Below are 20,275 nucleotides of genomic sequence, written 5' to 3' on the forward strand. Positions count from 1 at the left end.
TTTCCCCTAGGCGGCAAAGTAATCCACTCCAGACTGGAAGAGCGGCTGCATGCGGTTTCCGGGAACGTTGAGATACAGGTCGTGACCGCTGCGTTCCGTGTGGCCCATCTTGCCCAGCACCCGGCCGTCCGGGCTGGTGATGGCCTCGACGGCCATGTCGGATCCATTGGGGTTGACCAGCGGATCCATGGAGGGACGACCCTGCTCATCTACATACTGGGCAGCCACCTGGCCTCGGTCGATCAGGGTACGCAGGAGGCCAGGCTGCGCCACGAACCGCCCCTCGCCATGGCTGATGGGCATGGTGTGTATGTCACCCACCCGGCAGGCGCTCAGCCAAGGGGAGCGGGTGGAGCTGATCCGGGTATGGACCAGACGGCTCTGGTGGCGACCGATGGTATTGACGGCCAAGGTGGGATCCTCGGGCGAGCCGGTGACGATTTTGCCATAGGGAACCAGACCCAGCTTGATCAACGCCTGGAAGCCGTTGCAGACGCCCAGAACCAGCCCGTCCCGGTCCTGTAAAAGCTCCTGAAGGGCATCGGCAACCTGGTTCGAACGCAGGAAGGATGCCACCAGTTTGGCCGAACCGTCGGGTTCATCGCCGCCGGAGAAGCCTCCGGGCAGCATCAGTATCTGGCTGTTGCGGATGGCCCTGGCCAGGCGGCGGGAACTCTCGGTCACGTCCTCGGCATTCAGGTTGCGGATGACCACGGTATCCACCTGGGCTCCAGCGTCCCGGAAGGCCCGTGCGGAGTCGAATTCGCAATTGGTGCCGGGGAAGACGGGCATGACCACCCTGGGTCGGGCGGTCTTGGAAGTCCCTTCGGCTCTGCGCGCGGCAGGCCTGCGGGGCTCACGGTCGGTGCGGCCGATGGTCGGCACCGGGTCGCCTTGGCCCCGGTACGGGAAGATGGATTCCAGACCTTCGGCACGGATTTCCTCGAGCTCGGCCAGGTCCAGATCCTCGCTGCCGCAGCGAAGGTGATAATCCTCGCGAGTGTGCCCTAGCAGGCGCAAATGCAGGCCGGAATCCTGAATGAACAGGGACTCCGGACCCGAGGCCTCCAGGATGAAGCTTCCATAGGCGGGGCGGAAGAGCGCCGATACAGCAGTGTCTGATGCCAGATCCAGCCCGATTCTGTTGCCCAGGCACATCTCCATCAGGGACTGGGCGATGCATCCGTAGCCCGGAGTGGCTGCAGCATCCACCAGGCCCTGGCTGATCAGCGCCTCCACCTGGTCCATGACGGTCCGCAGGCTCTCCGGATCGGGCAGCAATCCGTCCTCCCGGTATTCGGGGGTCAAGAGGTAGACCTGGCGGTCGGCTGCCTTGAATTCTGGGGAGACTGCCTCCTTGGCCCGTCCCAGGGCCACAGCAAAGCTGATCAGGGTGGGCGGCACATCCAGGTCCTCGAAGCTGCCGGACATGGAGTCCTTGCCGCCTATGGCACCCACGGAAAGATCCAGCTGGGCCTGGAGGGCTCCCAGGACGCCGGCCACAGGCAGCCCCCAGCGCCGGGGGTCATCACCGGGCTTGGGGTAGTACTCCTGCAGGCTCAGGTGGGCCCGGGAACGGCTGAAGCCAGAGGCCACCAGCTTGGCCAGGCTCTCGACCACGGCCAGGTAGGCGCCTGTGTAAGGGTCCTGGCTGCTGATCCAGGGGTTGAATCCCCAGGCCATGGCCGAAGCGGAGGTGGTGTGCCCATCCACCGGCAGCTTGGCCACCATGGCCTGGGCCGGAGTCAGCTGTCGGGCTCCGCCGAAAGGCATGAGGACGGTGCCTGCGCCGATGGTGGAGTCGAACTGTTCGGCCAGACCCTGCTGGGAGCAGACGTTGATGTCCGTAAGCAGGGCCCTCATGCGCGCATCCAGACTGCTTTGGACCTCAAAGGGGGCATGGTAGGGAGCGGGAACGGCCACCTGGGCATCGGCCTTATGAGGTGCGCCATTGGAGGCCAGGAATGATCGGGGGATGTCCACGATGGTCTCAGACCGCCAGGTCATCCGCAGTCGGGGTTCTGCCGTCACTTCGGCGATGACGGTGGCCTCGAGGTCCTCCTGCCGGGCGTATTCGATGAAGGTGGGTGCGTCTTCGGCAGCCAGGGCCACGGCCATGCGCTCCTGGCTCTCGGAAATGGCGATTTCGGTCCCGTCCAGCCCCCGGTACTTGAGTGGCACCCGGTCCAGGTCCACGCTCAGTCCGTCCGCCAGCTCGCCTACGGCCACGGCAACGCCGCCGGCTCCGAAATCGTTGCAGCGCTCAATCAGCCTGGCTGCCTCCGGGCGGCGGAAGAGGCGCTGGAGCTTGCGCTCCTCAGGCGCGTCGCCCTTCTGCACCTCGGCCCCGCAACGTTCCAGACTCTGCTCGTCCTGGGACTTGGAAGCCCCTGTGGCGCCGCCGATTCCATCGCGGCCGGTCCTCCCGCCGACCAGGATAATCAGATCACCGGGGGCGGGTCGGCGACGAATCACGTGGTCGGCCGGGGTGGCGGCCACCACAGCGCCCACTTCCATCCGCTTGGCCGCATAGCCGGGGTGGTAGATCTCCCGAACCTGACCGGTGGCCAACCCGATCTGGTTGCCATAGGAGGAGTAGCCATCGGCCGCCTGACGGACGATCCGGCGCTGGGGCAGCTTGCCGGGCAGGGTCTGATCCAGGGGCTGGCGGGGGTCTGCTGCCCCGCTGACCCTCATGGCCTGGTAGACGTAGCCTCTTCCGGACAGAGGATCGCGGATGGCTCCACCGATGCAGGTGGCGGCACCGCCGAAGGGTTCGATCTCGGTGGGATGGTTATGGGTTTCGTTTTTGAAGAGGAAGAGCCAGTCCTGATCCTGGCCATCCACGTCGACCTTGGTTCGGATAGTGCAGGCGTTGACTTCCTCGGACTGGTCCACATCGTTCAGGATGCCGCGCTTCTGCAGGTACTTGGCTCCGATGGTGGCCATGTCCATCAGGCATTCCGGCCGGTCCTGGCGGCCCAGCTCTTCGCGGATGGTCCGATACCGTTCCAGCGTGTCACGGGCCTGGGGGTTGTCCGCATCGATCCGCTCTAGCCTGGTGTTGAAGGTGGTGTGCCGACAGTGGTCGGACCAGTAGGTGTCGATCACCTTGAGCTCGGTCAGGGTGGGGTCGCGCTTCTCCTGACGGTAGTGGTCACGGCAGAATCGGACATCCGGCAGATCCATGGCCAGGTCCAGCTTGTCGATCAGCGCTTCCAGTCCAGAATCATCCAGATCGCGGAACCCGTCCAACACCGGCACTGGATTCGGTTCGTCATCAGGCAAGGCCAGGGTCTTGGGCTGCTCCAGCCCTACCACCCGTGAGTCGACCGGATTGACCAGGTAATTGCGGATGGCCTCGATCTGCCCGGCATTCAGGTCGCCCTGGAGCAGATAGACGGTGGCCGTGGCCACCAAGGGGCGGGCGCCCTGACCGATCAGCTGGACGCACTGGGCTGCGGAGTCGGCTCGCTGATCGAACTGACCGGGCAGGGGGGCCACGGCGAAGAGCATGGGGGAGTCCAGCGGTGGCAGATCCTCATCGCCCTTCATGCGCAGGGCCTGCTCCAGCTGGGTGGCCACCAGGTCGGTCTGGGGCTGGGCGAAGACCGTGGGCAGGCAACGTTCGAAGAGGTCTTCGTCGATTCCTTCCAGATCGTAGCGGTTGATCATGCGCAAGCCGGTCAGCCCTTGCACGCCAGGCAGGGTGCGGAGCTGTTCGGCAAGCCTTTCGGCGGCCTGGTCGAAGCCCTGCTTTTTCTCGGTATAGACACGGAAGAGCACAATGGATCCTTTCGCGATGGACTGGTTGGGGACCAATGAAAAACCCGGAGGCGATATGCTCGCTTCCGGGTCCACCGATTCAGCTGTTCGATTGGCTTTCGCGTTCCTCCAATTCGGTCAGCCCATCCAGAATGGTTTGATAAGCCGGAATGATGCTGCCCAGATCCCTGCGGAAGATGTCCTTGTCCAAGTGGGTGACCTGGCCGTCATTATTGTTGCCAATCGCCCAGAGCCGACAGGTGTCGGGGGTGATTTCGTCGCCGAGAAGGATGATGCCCGATCCGGTCTTGCCCATTTCGATCTTGAAATCCACCAGCTCCACGTTGATGGCGCGGAAGATGCCGGTCAGCGCCCCGTTGATCTCCCGGGTCTTGGCGGCGATGATGTCCAGATCCTGCTCGGTGGCCAGTCCCAGGGCCAGAATGTCATCCCGGTTGATAAACGGATCATCCAGGGGGTCGGACTTGTAGAAGAATTCCAGCACCGGCTGCTTCAGGGTGGTGCCCTCCGCAACCCCGTACCGTTGGGCGAAGGAGCCTGCAGCCCGGTTGCGCATGACGATCTCCAGGGGGAACATGTCCAGCCGACGGTTGAGCTGTTCGGTATCCGAGATGCTGCGTACGAAGTGGCTGGGGATGCCCCGGCGGGCCAGCAGGGAGAATATCACCGTGGTGATCCTGTTGTTCAGTCTGGCCTTGCCTTCGATATTGGCCTTCTTGGCCCCGTTCCCCGCGGTGGCCTGGTCTGTGTACTCGACCCAGAGTATGTCCGGGTCATCCGTCTCGTACAGTTTCTTGGCCTTGCCTTGATAGCGCATTCCCAACTTTTCCACTGTTCGCCTTCCTCGAGTTTGTTGCGAATTGGAAACTTCTGCACTGCTTGGGACACGACCACCATAGCAAGCCCGGGTTACATCCCCGTTCCCACCCGGGGTTTCAGATCGCGGACCACGGCTTCGGCACGTTCGGTGGCAGTCTGCAGGTCGGGTCCCAGGGCAAGGGCCACGCCCATGCGGCGCAGGCCATGCACTTCGGGTTTGGAGAAGATGCGCAGATCAGTGCCTGGGTGGTCCAGGGCATGCGGCAGGCCTTGGAAGCTGACCGGTCCCTGGCCCCTGATCAGGATCGGCCGGCTGACCGCGCATGTGCCTTCCGGCAGATTCAGGGCAAGATCCTCCTGGTGGACGGGAATGCCAAGGATGGCCCGGGCATGAAGGTCGAACTCGCTCAGCCGCTGGGAGATCATGGTCACCATGCCGGTGTCATGCGGGCGGGGGGCCACCTCGTTGAAGAGGAGCGACCCGTCGCGTAGGACGAAGATCTCCACACCGTAGATCCCCCAACCAGTCTCGCCACTCTGGCGGGCCAGGGAGGTCATGGCACCAACCAGCCGGGTGGCCATACTCCGGGCCTGCTGTAAGATGTCGGGATTGAGCTCCGCCGGTTGCCAGGAGAGCCGATAGTCCCCGTCCTCCTGACGCTGGCCGATGGGTGTGCAGGTGGCCACGCCGGCAGAGGAGGCCACGGTCAGAACAGTCAGCTCATGGGCCAGGGGGGCCAGGGCTTCCACGATGACCTCGGCCTTGCCCTGGTGCCTGGTGGCTGCCCGGCCCTGGGTCAGTGCCGAATTCCAGGCTTGCGACAAGCCCTCCTTGCTCCCTACCAGGGTCTGTCCATGGCCGGAGGAGCTCATCAGGGGTTTGACCATGCAGGGGTAGCCCACCTGGTCCGCCGCGCTGGCCAGCTCTTCGGGGGAGTCGGCGAATCGGTAGGGGGTGGTGGGCAGGCCCACCTGCTCGTGGGCGAAGACGCGCAGGGCCCGGCGGTCCATACACATGGCCGCCAGTGGGGCGGCAGGCACCACCTGGATGCCCAGGGCCGCGGCGCCGACCAGGCGGTCTGTGGCGATGGCCTCCACTTCAGGCACGATCAAATCAGGCTGGACCTTGTCGATCAGGTCCTCAAGAGCCTGGGGGTCACTCATCTTCACCTGGTAGCCGGCATGGGCCACCTGGGTGGCCGGTGCGCCAGGGTAGGAGTCCGCCGCACCTACCCAGGCACCCAGTCGCATCAGGCTGATGGCAATCTCGCGGCCGAGTTCGCCGGCTCCCAGGAGAAGGACTCGTGTAGGTCTTGGCCCCAGAGGAGAGCCGAACGGTCGCTCCCCGGGATTGATGGTGTTGATAATCCGCTGCTGACCGGATGCGCTCATACCCACATTCTGCCACCGACCCGTAGACCAAGCAGGCCAAGTATCGATACATGCCTATAAACGACATCTATAGAGGCCTTCTTGTCCACTGGCCGCCGGGACGATTACCATGTCATGCAGTCGACCAGGGAAGGCGGGAACGTGAGCGAGCGGACACCGGCGGTGCGGATGGAGCACCTGACCAAGACCTATCACAGCGACGACGAAGACAAGACGGCACTGGCCGACATCGATCTGACCGTCGAGGCTGGGGATATTTTTGGCATCATCGGTCTGAGCGGAGCGGGCAAGTCCACCTTGGTCCGCTGCATCAACGGGCTGGAGGATTATGACTCGGGCAGCGTCAAGGTCCGCGGCCGCGAGGTCAAGGATCTGGCTCCGGCCGAGTTGAGGGACCTGAGACGTCGTACGGGTATGATCTTCCAGCACTTCAACCTGATGCCCTCCAGGACGGTGGCCGACAATGTGGGTCTTCCCCTGCGGGGGGGCGGCCGCGACCGTGCATCCCGACGGGCCCGGGTGGCGGAGCTTCTGGAACTGGTAGGGCTGACCGAGCTGGCCGATCACTACCCAGCCGAGCTCTCCGGCGGCCAGCAGCAGCGCGTGGCCATCGCCCGAGCCCTTGCCAACGAACCTGATATCCTGCTCAGCGATGAGGCCACCAGTGCGCTGGATCCGACCACCACGCGCTCCATTCTTCAACTTCTGCGTGATCTGCACGACCAGCTGGGCATCACCGTGGTCATGATCACCCATGAGATGTCGGTCATCAGGCAGATCTGCAACCGGGTGGCGGTCATCGATAAGGGCGTCATCGTGGAGCAGGGCAGGGTCTTCGACGTCTTTGCGGACCCCAAGGCCCGGCTGACCAAATCCTTCGTGGCCACAACCTCCAACCTGGACAAGGTCAAGGATCTGATGGCCGCCGATTCGCCCCTGGTGGCCCTGGACCCTGGGCAGATCCTCATGCGCATGTCCTATGTCTCCAAGGAGGTCTCCGAGGCCCTGGTCTCCACCATCAGCCGTCGCTACAACCTGGACGTCAACATCATCTTCGGCGACATCGATGTGGTGGAGGGGGCGCCCCTGGGTGGACTGGTGGTCAGGATGGGCGGCGACGCTGAAAATATCCGCCAGGCCATGGAATACCTGCGCTCGCGCAACATCGGAATCGAGGTTCTCAAGTCATGACGTCCCTGCTTACCACCTGGTTCCCCAACGTCATGAGCCGGCTGCCGGAGTTCTTCAGCAGTATGGTTCAGACCCTGGTCATGGTCGGCGTCTCCGGGGTGATCTCCTTCCTGCTAGCTCTGGTCATCGGGGTGGGACTGATCATCAGCCGACACGACGGCATCCGTCGCAACGGCCTGGTCTTCACCGTCCTGGACAAGCTGATCGACCTCTTCCGCTCCATCCCTTTCATCATTCTGGCGGCGGCCCTGGTGCCGGTGACCAGGATGCTCATGGGCACGGCCATCGGGCCCAAGGGGGCGATCTTTCCGCTGGTCGTGGGCATTACCCCCTTCTTCTCCCGGCAGATCGAGTCGGCTCTTGCCGGTCTGGATCCTGGGTACGTCGAGGCGGCGGAGTCCATGGGCATGACCACTTGGCAGATCATCTGGCATGTCTACCTGCGTGAAGGCATCCCCTCCATCATCCGGGTGACCACCATCACCATCGTCAGCCTGGTGGGCGAGACCGCCACCGTGGGCATCGTGGGCGGCGGCGGGCTGGGTGACTTCGCCATCCGTCTGGGCTACCAGCGGTCCATGAATGACGTGACCATCGCCACCATCATCGTTCTGGTAATCTTCATCGCCCTGATCGAACTGTTCGGCCGGCTTCTGGCCGAGGTCGTCGAACACTGAGCACCCCGGGAAAGGTCAGATTATCGTGGTCGGTCGTAGTCGCGTTGGCAAAAAGAACAGAGCCAAGGTCCAGCTGGCGGCGCTCAGCCTGGTCATCGTCCTCCTGCTGGCGCTGGTGGTAGGTACCGATGTCCGTCTGAACCAGGTGGGTGCCGATGTCAAGGTCGTCAGGGTCGGCGTCATCGGCAGTTCGGACGATCAGATCTGGAAGGCTGTCCAGGCAGAGCTGGATAGGCGGGGCGAAAACATCAGGATTGAGCTCAAGCCATTCCAGGACGCCATCTATGTCAACCAGGCCACGGCCAACCGCGAGGTGGACTTCAACGCCGCCCAGCATTACGCCTACCTGCAGGACGATGTGAAAACCAACCACTATCAGCTGGCAGTGCTTGGCAATACCTATATCTCGCCCATGAACCTCTATTCACAGCGCTATGCCAAGCCCTCGCAGTTCCAGGACGGCGACCGGGTGGCCATCCCCAACAACGCCACCAATATGGGCCGGGCCTTGAAGGTCCTGGCCGATGCCGAGCTGATCGGGCTGCGCGACCCCAAGGCCACCAATCCGCTGCCCGAGGATGTGGTGGATAACCCCAAGCATCTGCACATCGAGCAGGTGGATCCGGCCGGCATCCTCAACCTGCTGCCCGACTATGCGGGAGGGGTCACCAATGCCAACTTCGTGGTCGACGCAGGTCGCAGCGTGCACGATGCCATCCACGAGGTTCCCTACGATCTGCAGAACCCGGCCAACAAGCCTTACATCAACATCATCGTCACCACCAGGGATCAGCGGGACAACCCCACCTACGCCGCGGTGGTGCGCGCCTACCATTCCAAGCCCGTGGCCGACACCATCGTCCGTGTCTACAAGGGCGCCTGCCTGCCGGCCTTCAAGGTTTCCTGATGCGATAGGTTCCAGCAATGAAGGAGGACGGATATGAGCACCAGAAGAACCAAGGCCAAACGAGAGCTGGCGGCTGTCTCGGTCGTCATCCTGGTGGTAGCCGTCCTGATGGGAGTGGCCTATGTCAAGGTCAACCAGCCCGAACGCGGCCAGCGGGAGATCAGCATCGGCCTGGTAGGCGATGCCGATGAGGAAATCTGGAAGGCCGTTCAGCACGAACTGGACCAGCGCCGGGCCGGCATAAAAATCAAGCTCCGGTCCTTCCAATATGGGCGTTACGCCAATCAGGCGCTGGCCAATGGGGAGATCGACCTGAATGCCTTCCAGCACTACGCCTTTCTGGAGCAGGAGTCCAAGCAGCACGGGTACCGGTTCGCAGCCATCGGCGACACCTACATCTCACCCCTCAACCTCTACTCAAAGAAGTACCGGAGCGTTGACCAGATTGGCTATGGCGAGCGTCTGGCCATACCCAGTGATCCCATCGATCTGGGCCGCTCCCTGAAGGTGCTTGCCAGCGCCGGGCTGATCGGGTTGCGCGACCCCAAGGCCACCACGCCGGTTCCTGAAGACATCGTCGACAATCCGCGCGGGCTGATCCTGGACCAGGTCGATCCGCCGGGAATCGTCAAGGTCCTGCCCGACTATGCGGCCGGCATCACCAACACCAATTTCATCCTGGATGCCGGCATGAAGATCCAGGATGCCATCTACCAGGTGCCCGGCGATCTCAAATCGCCAGCCAATCACCCCTATGTCAACATCATCGTGGCCAGGCAGGCCGACAAAAACGACCCCGCCTATACGGCCCTGGTCTCCGCCTACCACAGCCGCTATGTGGCTGATGCCATCAACCGCTACTACCGCGGTGCGGCCGTCCCGGCCTTCTCCTACTAATAGTGGGTGCAATCGGGTGGTCGCCTTGTCCTGGCCTGGCCCAAGTCTGCAACTGTTGAACAGCGGAGGGAACGTTGATGAGGGATCATGATCGCCTGACGCTGGCCCTGGTCCTGGACTCCTTCGGCAACAGGGGTAATGGGACTTCAAACTCCGCCATCCAATACGCCCAGGGTCTGGAGGCGCTGGGGCACAGGGTCCGTCTGGTGGGGGTGGGCTCGACAGGCTATCCGGCACGGGTGCATCGAATCCCTCTGGTCTCCCGTGTGGCGGCCAGGCAGCAGATGAGCTTCGCTCGTCCCGATCCGGAACTCTTCCGACGGGCCTTTGCCGGTGTGGACCTGGTCCATATCTACGAACCCTTCGCCTTCGGGCGCGCCGCCTTGGCCCAGGCCAGGTCCATGGGTATACCGGTGACCGCAGGGTTTCACATCCAGCCTGAGAACATCACTTATTCCGCAGGTCCATTGCGCTGGTGGCCCGGGGTGGACGCGGCTATCTACCGGCTCTTTCGGTTCTGGCTTTACGATCATGTCGGGCACATCCACGTCCCCACCCAGCTGACGGCCGACCTGCTGCGCTCGCATGGGTACAAGGCCCACCTGCATGTCATATCCAACGGGTACCAGCCCAGATTCAATCCCGGTAGCCGATATGAGCTGGACCGACACGAGCAGCAGCGATCCGGCCGGCTGATCCAAGTGGTGGCCTCCGGCAGGTTGGCCCGGGAAAAGGACCATCTGACTTTGATCCGTGCCCTGGCCTTGTGCAGGAACAAATACAGAATCCGCTTGACCATAGCAGGCACAGGGCCCATGGAGCGCCGACTGAGGGCGGAAGTCGCCAGGCAGCTGGACGGCATGCCAGTCTCGATTGGATTCCATCAGAATGCGACCATGCCCGACCTGCTCAGGCGGGCCGATCTACTTATTCACCCCTCAATCGCGGATTTGGAATCGGTCAGCGTTCTGGAGGGGATGGCCTGCGGCGCAGTCCCGATCATCGCCCGATCCGAGCTGAGTGCCGCCGGCCATTTCGCCCTGACACAGCACTCGCTCTTCCCGGTCGGCAAGGCTCGGTTCCTGGCTGAGCAAATCGACTGGTGGGTAGACCATCCCGATGCCCTTGCAGTCTGGTCCAGACGCTACGCCGAACATGCCAAGGAACATTACTCACTGGATGCCTCCGTCAGGGCCTTTGCCCATATGGCCGTCCAGGCCGTCAGCGATCAAGAGTCGGGCCAGGCATAGCCCTGACCGGGCTTAGATCTCCTGCTTGGATATGATCAGAGCCGACCCGATGATGGCCACCAGGACCACGCCCACGGATACTCCGGCATAGACCCAGACCTGATTGGCCTGCAAAGTGCCAAGGATCATCTGGTCGCCGAACCCGACAAAGTCGAAGTATTTCAGCCAGTTCAACTTAAAGGCATACTCCACGAGGGAGATCAGAATAGGCCATATCACGATCACCACCGCTGGAATGACCAGGGATTTGGTAATGATCAAGAGGATAATGCCCAGACTGATGATGACGGAGATACAGAAGCCGACCGTTAAGGTCATGACGGCCACATCCTTGCACAAAATGCCCCAACTGGCTCCGGGTTTCCTTCCCAAAGCAAGTCCGGTCAGCAGGATGGTGATGTAGTAGCACAGGGTCAAAAGGATGATGTCAGTCAGGATGGTCACATACTTGCCCAGGATGAACTGTATGCGCGAGATGCCCGATGTCAGTGTGTTCTTCAGAGTGTGCTGGCTGTATTCTGCGCCAATGATGATAACGAAGACCGCGATGTAAAAGTAGATTAGAGACGAGGCGGAGGCGACACCTGCTTGCAGGCCTGTCCTAATGGTCCAGCTTTGCCCTTCGATTTCCGACAGTTTATGAGCGTATTCTTCGCCCCCAGTGCTCATTCCTATGGTCGTCTTGCCCCATGTGGTCACTATGCCGAGTGCCACAGTGGCAATCAGCAGAATCAGCATGCCGATGGATCGCCGCTGCCTGTAAAAGTCGGCCCTGATCTGGTTAATCATTGTTGTCTCCTAAGCTCTTGAGGGTCCTTGTTCAGCAGATCCGCGAAATATTCCTCCAGCGATCCCTTCTGCTGGCCGATCTGATTGACCAGGATGCCTTCCTGAACCAGAAGACTGTTGATGGGTCCCGGTTCCAGATTCCCTTGCTTGATCAGAATCTGATGGTCGTCAAGGACTTGGAAGGGGCCGATTCCCTTGCGATCCAGGAGCATAGCGGCCTTGGAGCTCTGGTCCACGTCGATCAACAGTCCATTCTGATTGATCCGATCCAGTTCATCCTTGTCTACCTCCTTGATCAGGCGACCGTGGCTGATGAATCCGAACCGGGAGGAGACCAGGTAGAGTTCGCTCAGAATGTGACTGGAGATGAGAATGGTCGTCTGGCGCTCCTTGTTGAGCTTGTCCAGGAGTGTTCTGAATTCCATGATTCCTGCCGGGTCCAGGCCGTTGATGGGTTCGTCCAGAATCAGGAAATCGGGTCGGGTGAGGATGGCCATGGCCAACCCCAGGCGCTGACGCTGGCCCAGAGAGAGGTGACCGGCCCGAGTCTTGGCCTTTTCGCTCAGGCCGACGAAGTCGATGGTCTGATTGATGGCCTTGTCGTCGGCCAGCCCGTGCTGGATGGCTGTCAGCTTCATATTCTGGCTGACGGTCAGTTTTTTGAAGGCGGCTGGTGCCTCAATGACCGAGCCTATTCTGCTCAGTATCCGGCTGTCCTTGCCAATTGTGTGCCCCATCAGCCTTATGGTTCCCTTCTGTATGGGGGACAGTCCGGTGATCAGACGCATCAGGGTGGTTTTGCCAGCGCCGTTCTCGCCGATCAGCCCGTAGATCTCGCCCTTGTTTATGGAGAGGCTGAGATCGTCCAGTGCCTGGAAGCGGCCGAACCGTTTGCTGACATGGTTAATATCCAGAATGGTATCGTCCATGGAATTCCTTTCCCTGTGTCGCTACCTTAAAATCTAAAGTGCCTTTCTTAAGTGCTTGGCTAAGAAATCATTAAGAATTGCATAAATCCGATTGGGCGAGATCGGCATCGTTAGGCGGCTTCAGTAACATGAGAGTGACCTGCGAAAGGAAGACAGTATGCCGACGATTCTGGTCGTGGAGGATCAGGAGGACATCCAGTCCTTGCTCAAGGATGTGTTGGGAGGGACCTACCGAATCATCCAAGCGACGACTGGCGCCCAGGCCTTGGCCCGCTTCCAGCAGGAGGAACCCGACCTGATTCTTCTGGATCTGATGCTCCCCGTAGTCACCGGGGACAGCGTTCTCAAGTCCATTCGGCATATGTCGTCAGTGCCAGTCATCATCCTCACGGCCGTCCAGGACAAGACCAGGACCGTCAGCCTCCTGGAGCAGGGCGCCAATGATTATGTGACCAAGCCTTTCGACATTGACGAGCTCCGCGCTCGTGTCCAGGTCCAGCTGCGCCAATCCGGGGCACTGAAAGCCGATGCGGATGCAGCAGGTGAATCCGACGCCAAGATTTGTTTTCAGGGGATCGAGCTGGACCGGATGGAGCACACGGTCAGCGTTGATGGGCACAGGGTCGAACTGGCACGCAAGGAATTCGCCATCCTTGAGCTTCTGATGGACCATCCACATCGGGTCTTCGAGAAGGAGGATCTCTATCGGCAGGTTTGGAACCAGCCATACATCAATGCCGAGAATACTCTCAATGTGCACCTGAGCACCTTGCGGACCAGTCTGAACAGATACGCCGGCAGTCAGCGCTACATCGTGTCGGTCTGGGGCATCGGCGTTCGCCTGGTCTGAATTCGGATGGAAGAAAGAACGATGAATAAGGGTCGTCGGAGGTGAATCCGTGAAGGTGGCCGCACTTGTTTTGGGTCTTGTCGCCCTCGCCCTGGCGATTGGCCTGATGATGCTGATTACCGACTTCAAACGGATCAGTGATGATCTGGACTTCATCAACCATGCCGACACTAATGCCTTGGTAACCACTGGGTCCAATATCGGGCTCATTCGCACTCTGGCGGATAGGATCAACGCCGTTCTGAACAAGACCAGACGGCTGCAGATCACCCAGGCTGAGCAGAACAAGCAAGTCCGGCAGATGCTGACCAACCTAACCCATGACATCAAGACCCCGCTGACCGTGGCCAGGGGATACGCCCAGCTGCTCAAGGAGGGATCGGCTGATCAGGAGCAATTGGGTAAGATCCTCAACAACCTGCAATCGGTGGATCACTATCTGCATTACCTGATGGATTTCAATCTGATACAGGAGAAGAGCGTGAGCCTGGATCTGACCAGGGTGAACCTATCGGCATTGGTTCAGCAGGAGCTCTTCAATGCCTTCGATTCTCTGACCGCGCGGTCCGTCACGGTGGAGCCCAGAATTCAAACTGGTGTGGAAATTACGACGGATCAGATCATGATGAGTCGAATAATTCAGAACCTGATTGGCAACTGGCTCAAGTATGCGGAGGAATCAGCCTGGGTGGACCTGCACAAGAGTGAAGATGGACGAATTCATTTGGACTTCGGCAACAAAACTACGGGCGAAGCAGTCGATGTGGACAGGCTCATGGAACGGTTCCAGACCGATGACCAATCACGGACCAAGATCAGAAGCACAGGCCTGGGTCTCAGTATTGTCGATTCCCTGGTGGATTCGCTGGGCGGCTCCATGCGGCTGGAATCCGCCAACGGTATTTTCTTGGTCCACTTGCTGCTGAGCGATGCTCCCCAATCGAGTGAAGGATAAATACTGTGGGTTCAAGATCCCTTGGTGAGATGCTGTGGCCTGTCACGGCCTTCATGACAAGGCCGTGACAGGCCACAGTGTATGTAGACGAAGAATGGTATCAGCTCATCGATCTGATTGTGCTCAAATCCGATTGTGCTTAACCCCAATCGATAGATGAGCTGCTTCTCCGTCTAGGATCAAGGGAAAATCAAGCCTTGGTGTGGGGGACTATGACGGCCCTGGCTGAGAGCTTGTTGTCGACCAGCTTGTGGTAGGCATCCAGAGCATTGTCCAGCGAGTAGGTTTCAATCTCGGTCTGGATCTGGCCGTGGCGATACATGTTGGCCACATCGTAGAGCTCAGGAATGGAGCCCCAGTACACGCCCAGCAGCTCCTGCTCCCAGGGCTTGGAATACCAGTCGTATTCCGCCTTGCCGCCGGCGATGCCGACCACGGTCACCCGGGATCCCGGGCCGCCCGAGGCCTGTGCGGCAGCAATGGTCGGGGCCACACCCACGAAATCGAAGGCGGCATCCACGCCCTCGCCATGGGTGATCTTCCTGATGTTCTCCACCTGGTGCTCGTCGCTCATAACGGGAATGGCACCCTTGGCCTCAGCCTTAGCCAGAGCCTCCGGCTTGGTGTCAGTGGCGATCACGGTGGCGCCGGTCAGAGCGTGCAGAATCTGAATGGCAATCTGGCCCAGCCCGCCCAGGCCAATGACCAGAGCGTACTTTCCGCCGCCGTTCAGGTGGGGCATGGCAGCCCGGATGGCGTGGTAGGGAGTCAGAGCCGCATCAGCCAGGGGTGCTGCGCCGATTGGATCCGCATCGCCCAGCGGCACCAGATTGCGGGCTGGGACAGTCATGTACTCAGCCATGCCGCCGTCGCGACCCAAACCCAGGGCCAGTGACTTATTGGTCGCGGCGCTGGAGCAGTAGTTCTCCTGGCCGGCCACGCAGTGAGGGCAGTGACCGCATCCGGTGGGCCCGTAGACGATGTAGGCATCACCCTTCTTGAAGCCCGTGACATCGGGTCCTACCTCTTCCACCCAGCCAGTGGTCTCATGCCCCAGAATGAATGGCGGCTTGGTGTGGCTCCCGGTTTCTGGGGTGTAGTCCTGGAAGACGGAGACGTCGGAATGGCAGCAACCTGCTCCGGCCACCTTGAGCAGCACCTCGCCGCTCCCGGGAGTCGGCTCCGGCACTTCCTTGAGGGTGGGGAAGGTATTGAATTGTTCGAAAACAACGGCTTTCATAAGCTTCCTTTCATCGTTGAAACATTCCTGCCCTTGTGCTCAGGGCGTGGTATCCGCATCTACATCGGTGCAATAAAAATCTTAACGAAAGATAAGTATGTACTCACCTTGAAAGGGTGTGATATGTCCGACAATGTGGGATTGGCAGTGTTCACGGGGCGGGTGAAATGTTCATATACATAAATGCCCCTCCCCTAAGGATGACCGGCAGAGGAGGGGTGGCAGGATGACTTTGGTCTTGTCTTGATTAAGCGTGAGCGACTTTTACAGCAGACTTATTAGAGCCTGGGTGTCCTCGACTGTCGTTGCCCATGAGGTGGCCAGCCGTATAACAGTGTGGGTGGCATCGCTGCGTTCCCAGAAGTCGAAGGCGACCTGCTTGGACAGTTCCTCCATGCGCTCATTGTCCAGGCGGACGAAGGTCTGATTGGTGGGGGAGTCCATGACAATCTGATACCCCTTCTCATGCAGGGCCTTCTTGATCATCGCTGCTGTCTGGATGGCGTTTCGGCTGATTCGTGAATAGAGGTCATCGGTGAAAAGAGCGTCGAACTGCACGCCCAAGAGTCTTCCCTTGGCCAGGAGTGCTCCCCTTCTTTTGATCATGGTGCTGAAATGCTCGGGGGCATTCCCCCTGGGGAAGACCACCGCTTCCCCACAGAGTGCGCCGACCTTGGTCCCGCCGATGTAGAAGACGTCGCAAAGACGGGCTATGTCCGTCAGGCCGACGTCGGTTCCGGGGGCCACCAGTCCGTACCCGAGCCTGGCCCCATCCAGGTAGAGCGGAATCTTGTGTTCCCGACAGATTTGTGAGAGGTCCTCCAGCTCCTGGCGGGTGTAGAGGGTTCCATACTCGGTGGGGTGGGAAATGTAGACCATACCTGGGAAGACCATTTGCTCATGGTTTCCGTCGGCGTAGAAGCCATCAATGAAGGTGTTGAGATCTTCTGCACGAATCTTGCCCTGTTCGCCGGGGATGGTCAGGACCTTGTGGCCAACGGCTTCGATGGCGCCGGCCTCGTGAACGTTGACGTGGCCCGTGTCCGCGGCGACAACTCCCTGGTAGGACTTCAGCAGGCAGGAGGTGACGACCTGGTTGGTCTGGGTCCCACCTGCCAGGAAATAGACCTGCGCTTGCGGGCAGCCACAGGCTTGGGTGATCTTCCGAGCGGCGGAGGAGCAGTACTGATCCTTGCCATAGCCGGGAAGGTGCTCCATGTTGGTGTCGATCAGCCGCTGCAGGACTTCGGGGTGGGCGCCCTCGGAATAGTCGTTGACGAATGACAGCATGTGGGTCCTTCCTGTTCGATGATGATTGGCTCCGGACTAGCAAAGCCGATCCGGAGCCATGACTCTTATTACAGCATATGCTCAGGCGATGAGTTCCTTGACGGATGCAATGATCGCTTGCAGGCTGACTTTGGCGTCGTTGAAGAGCATTTGCGTGTTCGGGTTGAAGTAGAGCTCGTTCTCGATGCCTGCATATCCCTTGCCTCTGCCTCGTTTGAGGACGACAACATGCTGGGCCTTGTCAACGTTCAGTATGGGCATGCCGGATACCGCGGTACCTGGCCGGCGGGCTGCGGGGTTGGTCACGTCATTGGCGCCGACCACCAAGGCGACGTTGGCTGATGGGAACTGGGGATTGATGTCGTCTAGGTCGATCAATTCCTCATAGGGGACGTTGGCCTCGGCCAAGAGGACATTCATGTGTCCGGGCATACGGCCGGCCACCGGATGGATGGCATAGGATACATCCACGCCACGGCCCTTGAGCAGTTCGCCCAGGTCGGCCAGTTCGCGCTGGGCCTGGGCCTGCGCCAGACCGAAGCCGGGGACGAAGATGACCTTGTCGGCGTAGACCAGCTGGACGGCCACATCGTCGGATGTGGTCTCCTTCATGGTCCCCTGGGCACCCTGATCCTCGCTGGAGCTGACAGAGGAGCTGCCGAACCCGCCGGCCAGAACGCTCAGGAGCGGCCTGTTCATGGCCTGGGCCATCAGGACGGATAGAGTGGCACCTGCTGCGCCTACCAAAGCGCCTGCCACGATCAGAGCGACGTTGTCGATGGCCAGGCCATTCATGGCCACAGCTGTGCCGGTGCAGGCGTTCAAGACGGAGATGACCACGGGCATGTCGGCGCCGCCGATGGGGATGACGAACACCAGTCCGTAGCCCAGGGCGAATATGGCCGTGAGAATGGCCCATAGGGTCCGATTGCCAGGATTCAGGCAGAGCATGACCAAGCTGAGGACCGTCAGCAGGGCGAAGAGCACATTCCAGACGGCCTTGGCCGGCAGCTTCAGGTTTTTAACCAGGCTGATGCCCTGGAGCTTGCCGGCAGCTATCAGGGAGCCGGTGAAGGTGATGGAACCGATGACCACGCCCAGGCCGGCGGTGATCAGCACCACCAGAGTCGGGGTGCCCTCGGAAGTCAATATGTCGTTCAGGGCGACCAGGGCCGCAGCCCCGCCGCCGACCGTGTTGAAGACGGAAACCAGCTGAGGCATGTCCGTCATTTTGACCTTCCTGGCCGAGTAGACCCCTGCTGCGGACCCGATCAGGACGCCGAGCACGAGCAGAATGATGGCCAGGGAGGAGGTGAAACCGGTGGCGAACAGATGGATGAAGGCCATGGCCACGGCGATGACCATGCCTGCTGCTGAAATCCGATTGCCCGTACGGGCCGTTTTGGGTGAGTTCATGTAGTGCAGACCCATGACGAACATGACTGAGGAAAGGAGATAGACGAACCAGGTAATGATGTCGAGGGTGTTCACTTGTCGGCCCCCTCGTCTTTAGCGGTATCGGTCGTGACGGTCGAAGCCTGTTCCTCCCGGCTGGCCTTTTCCTTACTCTTGTCGGGTTTGGAGGACTTGAACATCTCCAGCATCCTGTCGGTCACCACGTAGCCGCCAACGACATTCATGGCGCCAAGGACGGCAGCCAGGAATATGAGTACGTAGGAAAGCGGGGAGTGGGCCTCCGCCGCGATGATGACTACCCCGACAATCACAATGCCATGAATGGAGTTGGCGCCAGACATGAGCGGTGTGTGCAGCGTGGCCGGAACCTTGCCGATCACCTCCACGCCGATCAGCAGGGCCAGAATGAAGAGCGTAATTGCTATGACCACAGAATTCATTGCTCCTGACCTTTCTCTTCGGTCTCTTCGGCATCTGGAGCTTCTGTGCTTCCATGCGTGCCGGATTCGCCTGCTCCTGATACAACCAATGCTTGATCAATCTCGTCGTCCGCTTTGATGCTGAGCGCGCCATCACGAAGGAAATGCACCAGCACGTCCGCCACATTTCTGGACAGCAGGTTGGAGGCCGTCGTGGCTACGCCGCTGGCCAGGTACGGAGCCCCGATCATAGTGACTCCGTTATCGGTGGTTTTGGTTCCCACCTGTGACCCCTCGACGTTGCCGCCCAGCTCGCTGGCAGCGCAGTCCACGACCACAGCTCCGGGATGCAGGTTGGCCACACCTTTGGCGCTAAGGAGGCGGGGAGGCTTTCCGCCTGGAACCTTGGCTGTGGTGATGACCACATCGAAGCCAGCCGCTTTCGCATCCACCGCAGCCTGCTGCTGGGCCTGTTCCTGATCGGTCAGCTGGCGCGCATAGCCGCCCTGGCCCTGTCCCTTGGAGAAGTCCAGTCCCAGGTCGAGGAACTTGGCTCCCAAGGATTCCACCTCCTGTCTGGAAGCGGGTCTGACATCGTAGGCGGTGACCACGGCTCCCAAACGTTTTGCAGTCCCGATGGCCTGCAAGCCTGCGATGCCAGCGCCCAGAACCAGGACCTTGGCTGGCCGGATGGTTCCTGCCGCAGTGGTCATCATCGGAAAGAAGGATCCATAGGCATCGGCAGCCACCAGAGCCGCCTTGTATCCCATGACCGAGTTCTGCGAGGTCATCTCATCCATGGACTGGGCCGAGCTGAGCTGTCGGGGGAGTCGCTCCATGGCGATTCCGGTAAGCCCTGACGCCTCTAGGGACTTGATGTAATCCTTGTCGCTCAATGACCCCAGCATGCCGATGATCCATGTGCCGGCTGGAATCCGCTTCAGCAAGGAGCTATCCGGTCTGCCGACGAAACCCAGGACTGTCGACTTCGATAGGACAGCATCCCTATCGGTGACTGTGGCTCCCTTCTGCTGGTAGTCCTCATCCAGGAAGCCGGCTCGAGCCCCGGCTCCGGACTCCAATAGGCAGGTAATGCCTTGTCTGGTCAGCCGGGTCACGATATCGGGCGTCAGGGCAACACGGTACTCCTCATCGTCTGTCTCTTTGAGGACCCCGAAGGTTACGCGGGATTTTTCTGGTCCACTCATGTCTTTCCTTCTTCAAGCACAACTATGTGTGAGCAATTTCATCAATGATTGTAGTTGCTGCACGTTGCTGTTGGGAGGTTAAATGAAGCCTGTGCGTGATTGTGTTTTATAAGTATCAGTCGATTCGAGAAGCTATCAAGCTCAAGGTATCTTCAGAAGGTGGACGAGAAAAGAGCGAAAGCCGCGCTCGCGTAGTCGCACCCGTCCGGCTTATGTGATGTCTGAAGAGCCGTAAGGCCCGAGGAGCGGATTGACGGTTT

At 60.4% G+C, this 20,275-nt stretch carries 17 protein-coding genes; 7 read left to right on the top strand and 10 right to left on the bottom strand.

Features of this window, described 5'->3' with window-relative positions:
• Nucleotides 1–6: 6 nt before the first annotated feature.
• The 3 genes from H3U89_RS06270 to purT all read right to left on the bottom strand — a co-directional run bounded on the left by H3U89_RS06270 (nt 7) and on the right by purT (nt 5,997).
• Nucleotides 7–3,786, bottom strand: coding sequence for a phosphoribosylformylglycinamidine synthase (locus tag H3U89_RS06270; RefSeq protein WP_198180588.1), 3,780 nt, complete (start codon nt 3,784–3,786; stop codon nt 7–9).
• Nucleotides 3,787–3,865: 79 nt separating this feature from the next.
• Nucleotides 3,866–4,618, bottom strand: coding sequence for a phosphoribosylaminoimidazolesuccinocarboxamide synthase (purC, locus tag H3U89_RS06275; protein ID WP_198180180.1), 753 nt, complete (start codon nt 4,616–4,618; stop codon nt 3,866–3,868).
• Between the two features lie 77 nt (nt 4,619–4,695).
• On the bottom strand, nt 4,696–5,997 hold the full coding sequence (gene purT, locus H3U89_RS06280) for a formate-dependent phosphoribosylglycinamide formyltransferase (protein ID WP_198180178.1): 1,302 nt from the start codon (nt 5,995–5,997) through the stop codon (nt 4,696–4,698).
• Nucleotides 5,998–6,138: 141 nt separating this feature from the next.
• Here purT and H3U89_RS06285 point away from each other — a divergent pair, with 141 nt between their 5' ends.
• From H3U89_RS06285 to H3U89_RS06305, 5 genes are all read left to right on the top strand, one after another.
• Complete coding sequence (locus tag H3U89_RS06285) at nt 6,139–7,188, top strand: methionine ABC transporter ATP-binding protein (protein WP_198180176.1); 1,050 nt, start codon at nt 6,139–6,141, stop codon at nt 7,186–7,188.
• Entirely contained in the window at nt 7,185–7,865 is a 681-nt protein-coding gene (locus H3U89_RS06290) for a methionine ABC transporter permease (protein WP_198180168.1), read from the top strand. The genes H3U89_RS06285 and H3U89_RS06290 overlap by 4 nt, the downstream gene beginning before the upstream one ends.
• Nucleotides 7,866–7,890: 25 nt before the next feature.
• Nucleotides 7,891–8,772: a MetQ/NlpA family ABC transporter substrate-binding protein gene (locus H3U89_RS06295; RefSeq protein WP_198180166.1), complete on the top strand. Its 882-nt coding sequence runs from the start codon at nt 7,891–7,893 to the stop codon at nt 8,770–8,772.
• Nucleotides 8,773–8,805: 33 nt separating this feature from the next.
• Nucleotides 8,806–9,669 (top strand): MetQ/NlpA family ABC transporter substrate-binding protein, encoded by an 864-nt coding sequence (locus H3U89_RS06300; RefSeq protein WP_198180164.1) that lies wholly within the window; start codon nt 8,806–8,808, stop codon nt 9,667–9,669.
• A 77-nt stretch (nt 9,670–9,746) separates the two neighbouring features.
• Complete coding sequence (locus H3U89_RS06305) at nt 9,747–10,919, top strand: glycosyltransferase (RefSeq protein ID WP_198180162.1); 1,173 nt, start codon at nt 9,747–9,749, stop codon at nt 10,917–10,919.
• A gap of 12 nt (nt 10,920–10,931) precedes the next feature.
• Here the strand turns inward: H3U89_RS06305 and H3U89_RS06310 are convergent, their stop codons facing one another.
• Both H3U89_RS06310 and H3U89_RS06315 read right to left on the bottom strand, forming a co-directional pair.
• Complete coding sequence (locus H3U89_RS06310; RefSeq protein WP_198180160.1) at nt 10,932–11,708, bottom strand: ABC transporter permease; 777 nt, start codon at nt 11,706–11,708, stop codon at nt 10,932–10,934.
• Complete coding sequence (locus tag H3U89_RS06315; RefSeq protein ID WP_198180158.1) at nt 11,705–12,637, bottom strand: ABC transporter ATP-binding protein; 933 nt, start codon at nt 12,635–12,637, stop codon at nt 11,705–11,707. The genes H3U89_RS06310 and H3U89_RS06315 overlap by 4 nt, the downstream gene beginning before the upstream one ends.
• A gap of 157 nt (nt 12,638–12,794) precedes the next feature.
• Between H3U89_RS06315 and H3U89_RS06320 the strand changes: the two genes are divergently transcribed.
• Nucleotides 12,795–13,487 carry a response regulator transcription factor gene (locus tag H3U89_RS06320; RefSeq protein WP_198180156.1) on the top strand — a complete coding sequence of 231 codons (693 nt, stop codon included), beginning with the start codon at nt 12,795–12,797 and terminating at the stop codon, nt 13,485–13,487.
• A gap of 49 nt (nt 13,488–13,536) precedes the next feature.
• The gene (locus H3U89_RS06325; RefSeq protein WP_198180154.1) at nt 13,537–14,442 is read left to right on the top strand and encodes a sensor histidine kinase; all 906 of its coding nucleotides are present in this window, start codon (nt 13,537–13,539) and stop codon (nt 14,440–14,442) included.
• A gap of 190 nt (nt 14,443–14,632) precedes the next feature.
• On the opposite strand, the gene H3U89_RS06330 is transcribed toward H3U89_RS06325, so the two are convergent.
• The 5 genes from H3U89_RS06330 to H3U89_RS06350 form a co-directional block, all read right to left on the bottom strand.
• On the bottom strand, nt 14,633–15,682 hold the full coding sequence (locus tag H3U89_RS06330) for an NAD(P)-dependent alcohol dehydrogenase (protein ID WP_101432632.1): 1,050 nt from the start codon (nt 15,680–15,682) through the stop codon (nt 14,633–14,635).
• A 264-nt stretch (nt 15,683–15,946) separates the two neighbouring features.
• Entirely contained in the window at nt 15,947–16,972 is a 1,026-nt protein-coding gene (locus H3U89_RS06335) for a threonine aldolase family protein (RefSeq protein ID WP_198180152.1), read from the bottom strand.
• An 81-nt stretch (nt 16,973–17,053) separates the two neighbouring features.
• Nucleotides 17,054–18,463, bottom strand: a complete 1,410-nt coding sequence (locus tag H3U89_RS06340; protein WP_198180143.1) for an NAD(P)(+) transhydrogenase (Re/Si-specific) subunit beta — start codon at nt 18,461–18,463, stop codon at nt 17,054–17,056.
• Complete coding sequence (locus H3U89_RS06345; RefSeq protein WP_198180141.1) at nt 18,460–18,828, bottom strand: NAD(P) transhydrogenase subunit alpha; 369 nt, start codon at nt 18,826–18,828, stop codon at nt 18,460–18,462. The genes H3U89_RS06340 and H3U89_RS06345 overlap by 4 nt, the downstream gene beginning before the upstream one ends.
• Nucleotides 18,825–20,015: an NAD(P) transhydrogenase subunit alpha gene (locus tag H3U89_RS06350; protein WP_198180139.1), complete on the bottom strand. Its 1,191-nt coding sequence runs from the start codon at nt 20,013–20,015 to the stop codon at nt 18,825–18,827. The genes H3U89_RS06345 and H3U89_RS06350 overlap by 4 nt, the downstream gene beginning before the upstream one ends.
• Between the last annotated feature and the right edge of the window lie 260 nt (nt 20,016–20,275).

Source organism: Bifidobacterium sp. W8104 (assembly GCF_016100735.1).
Classification (GTDB): domain Bacteria; phylum Actinomycetota; class Actinomycetes; order Actinomycetales; family Bifidobacteriaceae; genus Bombiscardovia; species Bombiscardovia choladohabitans.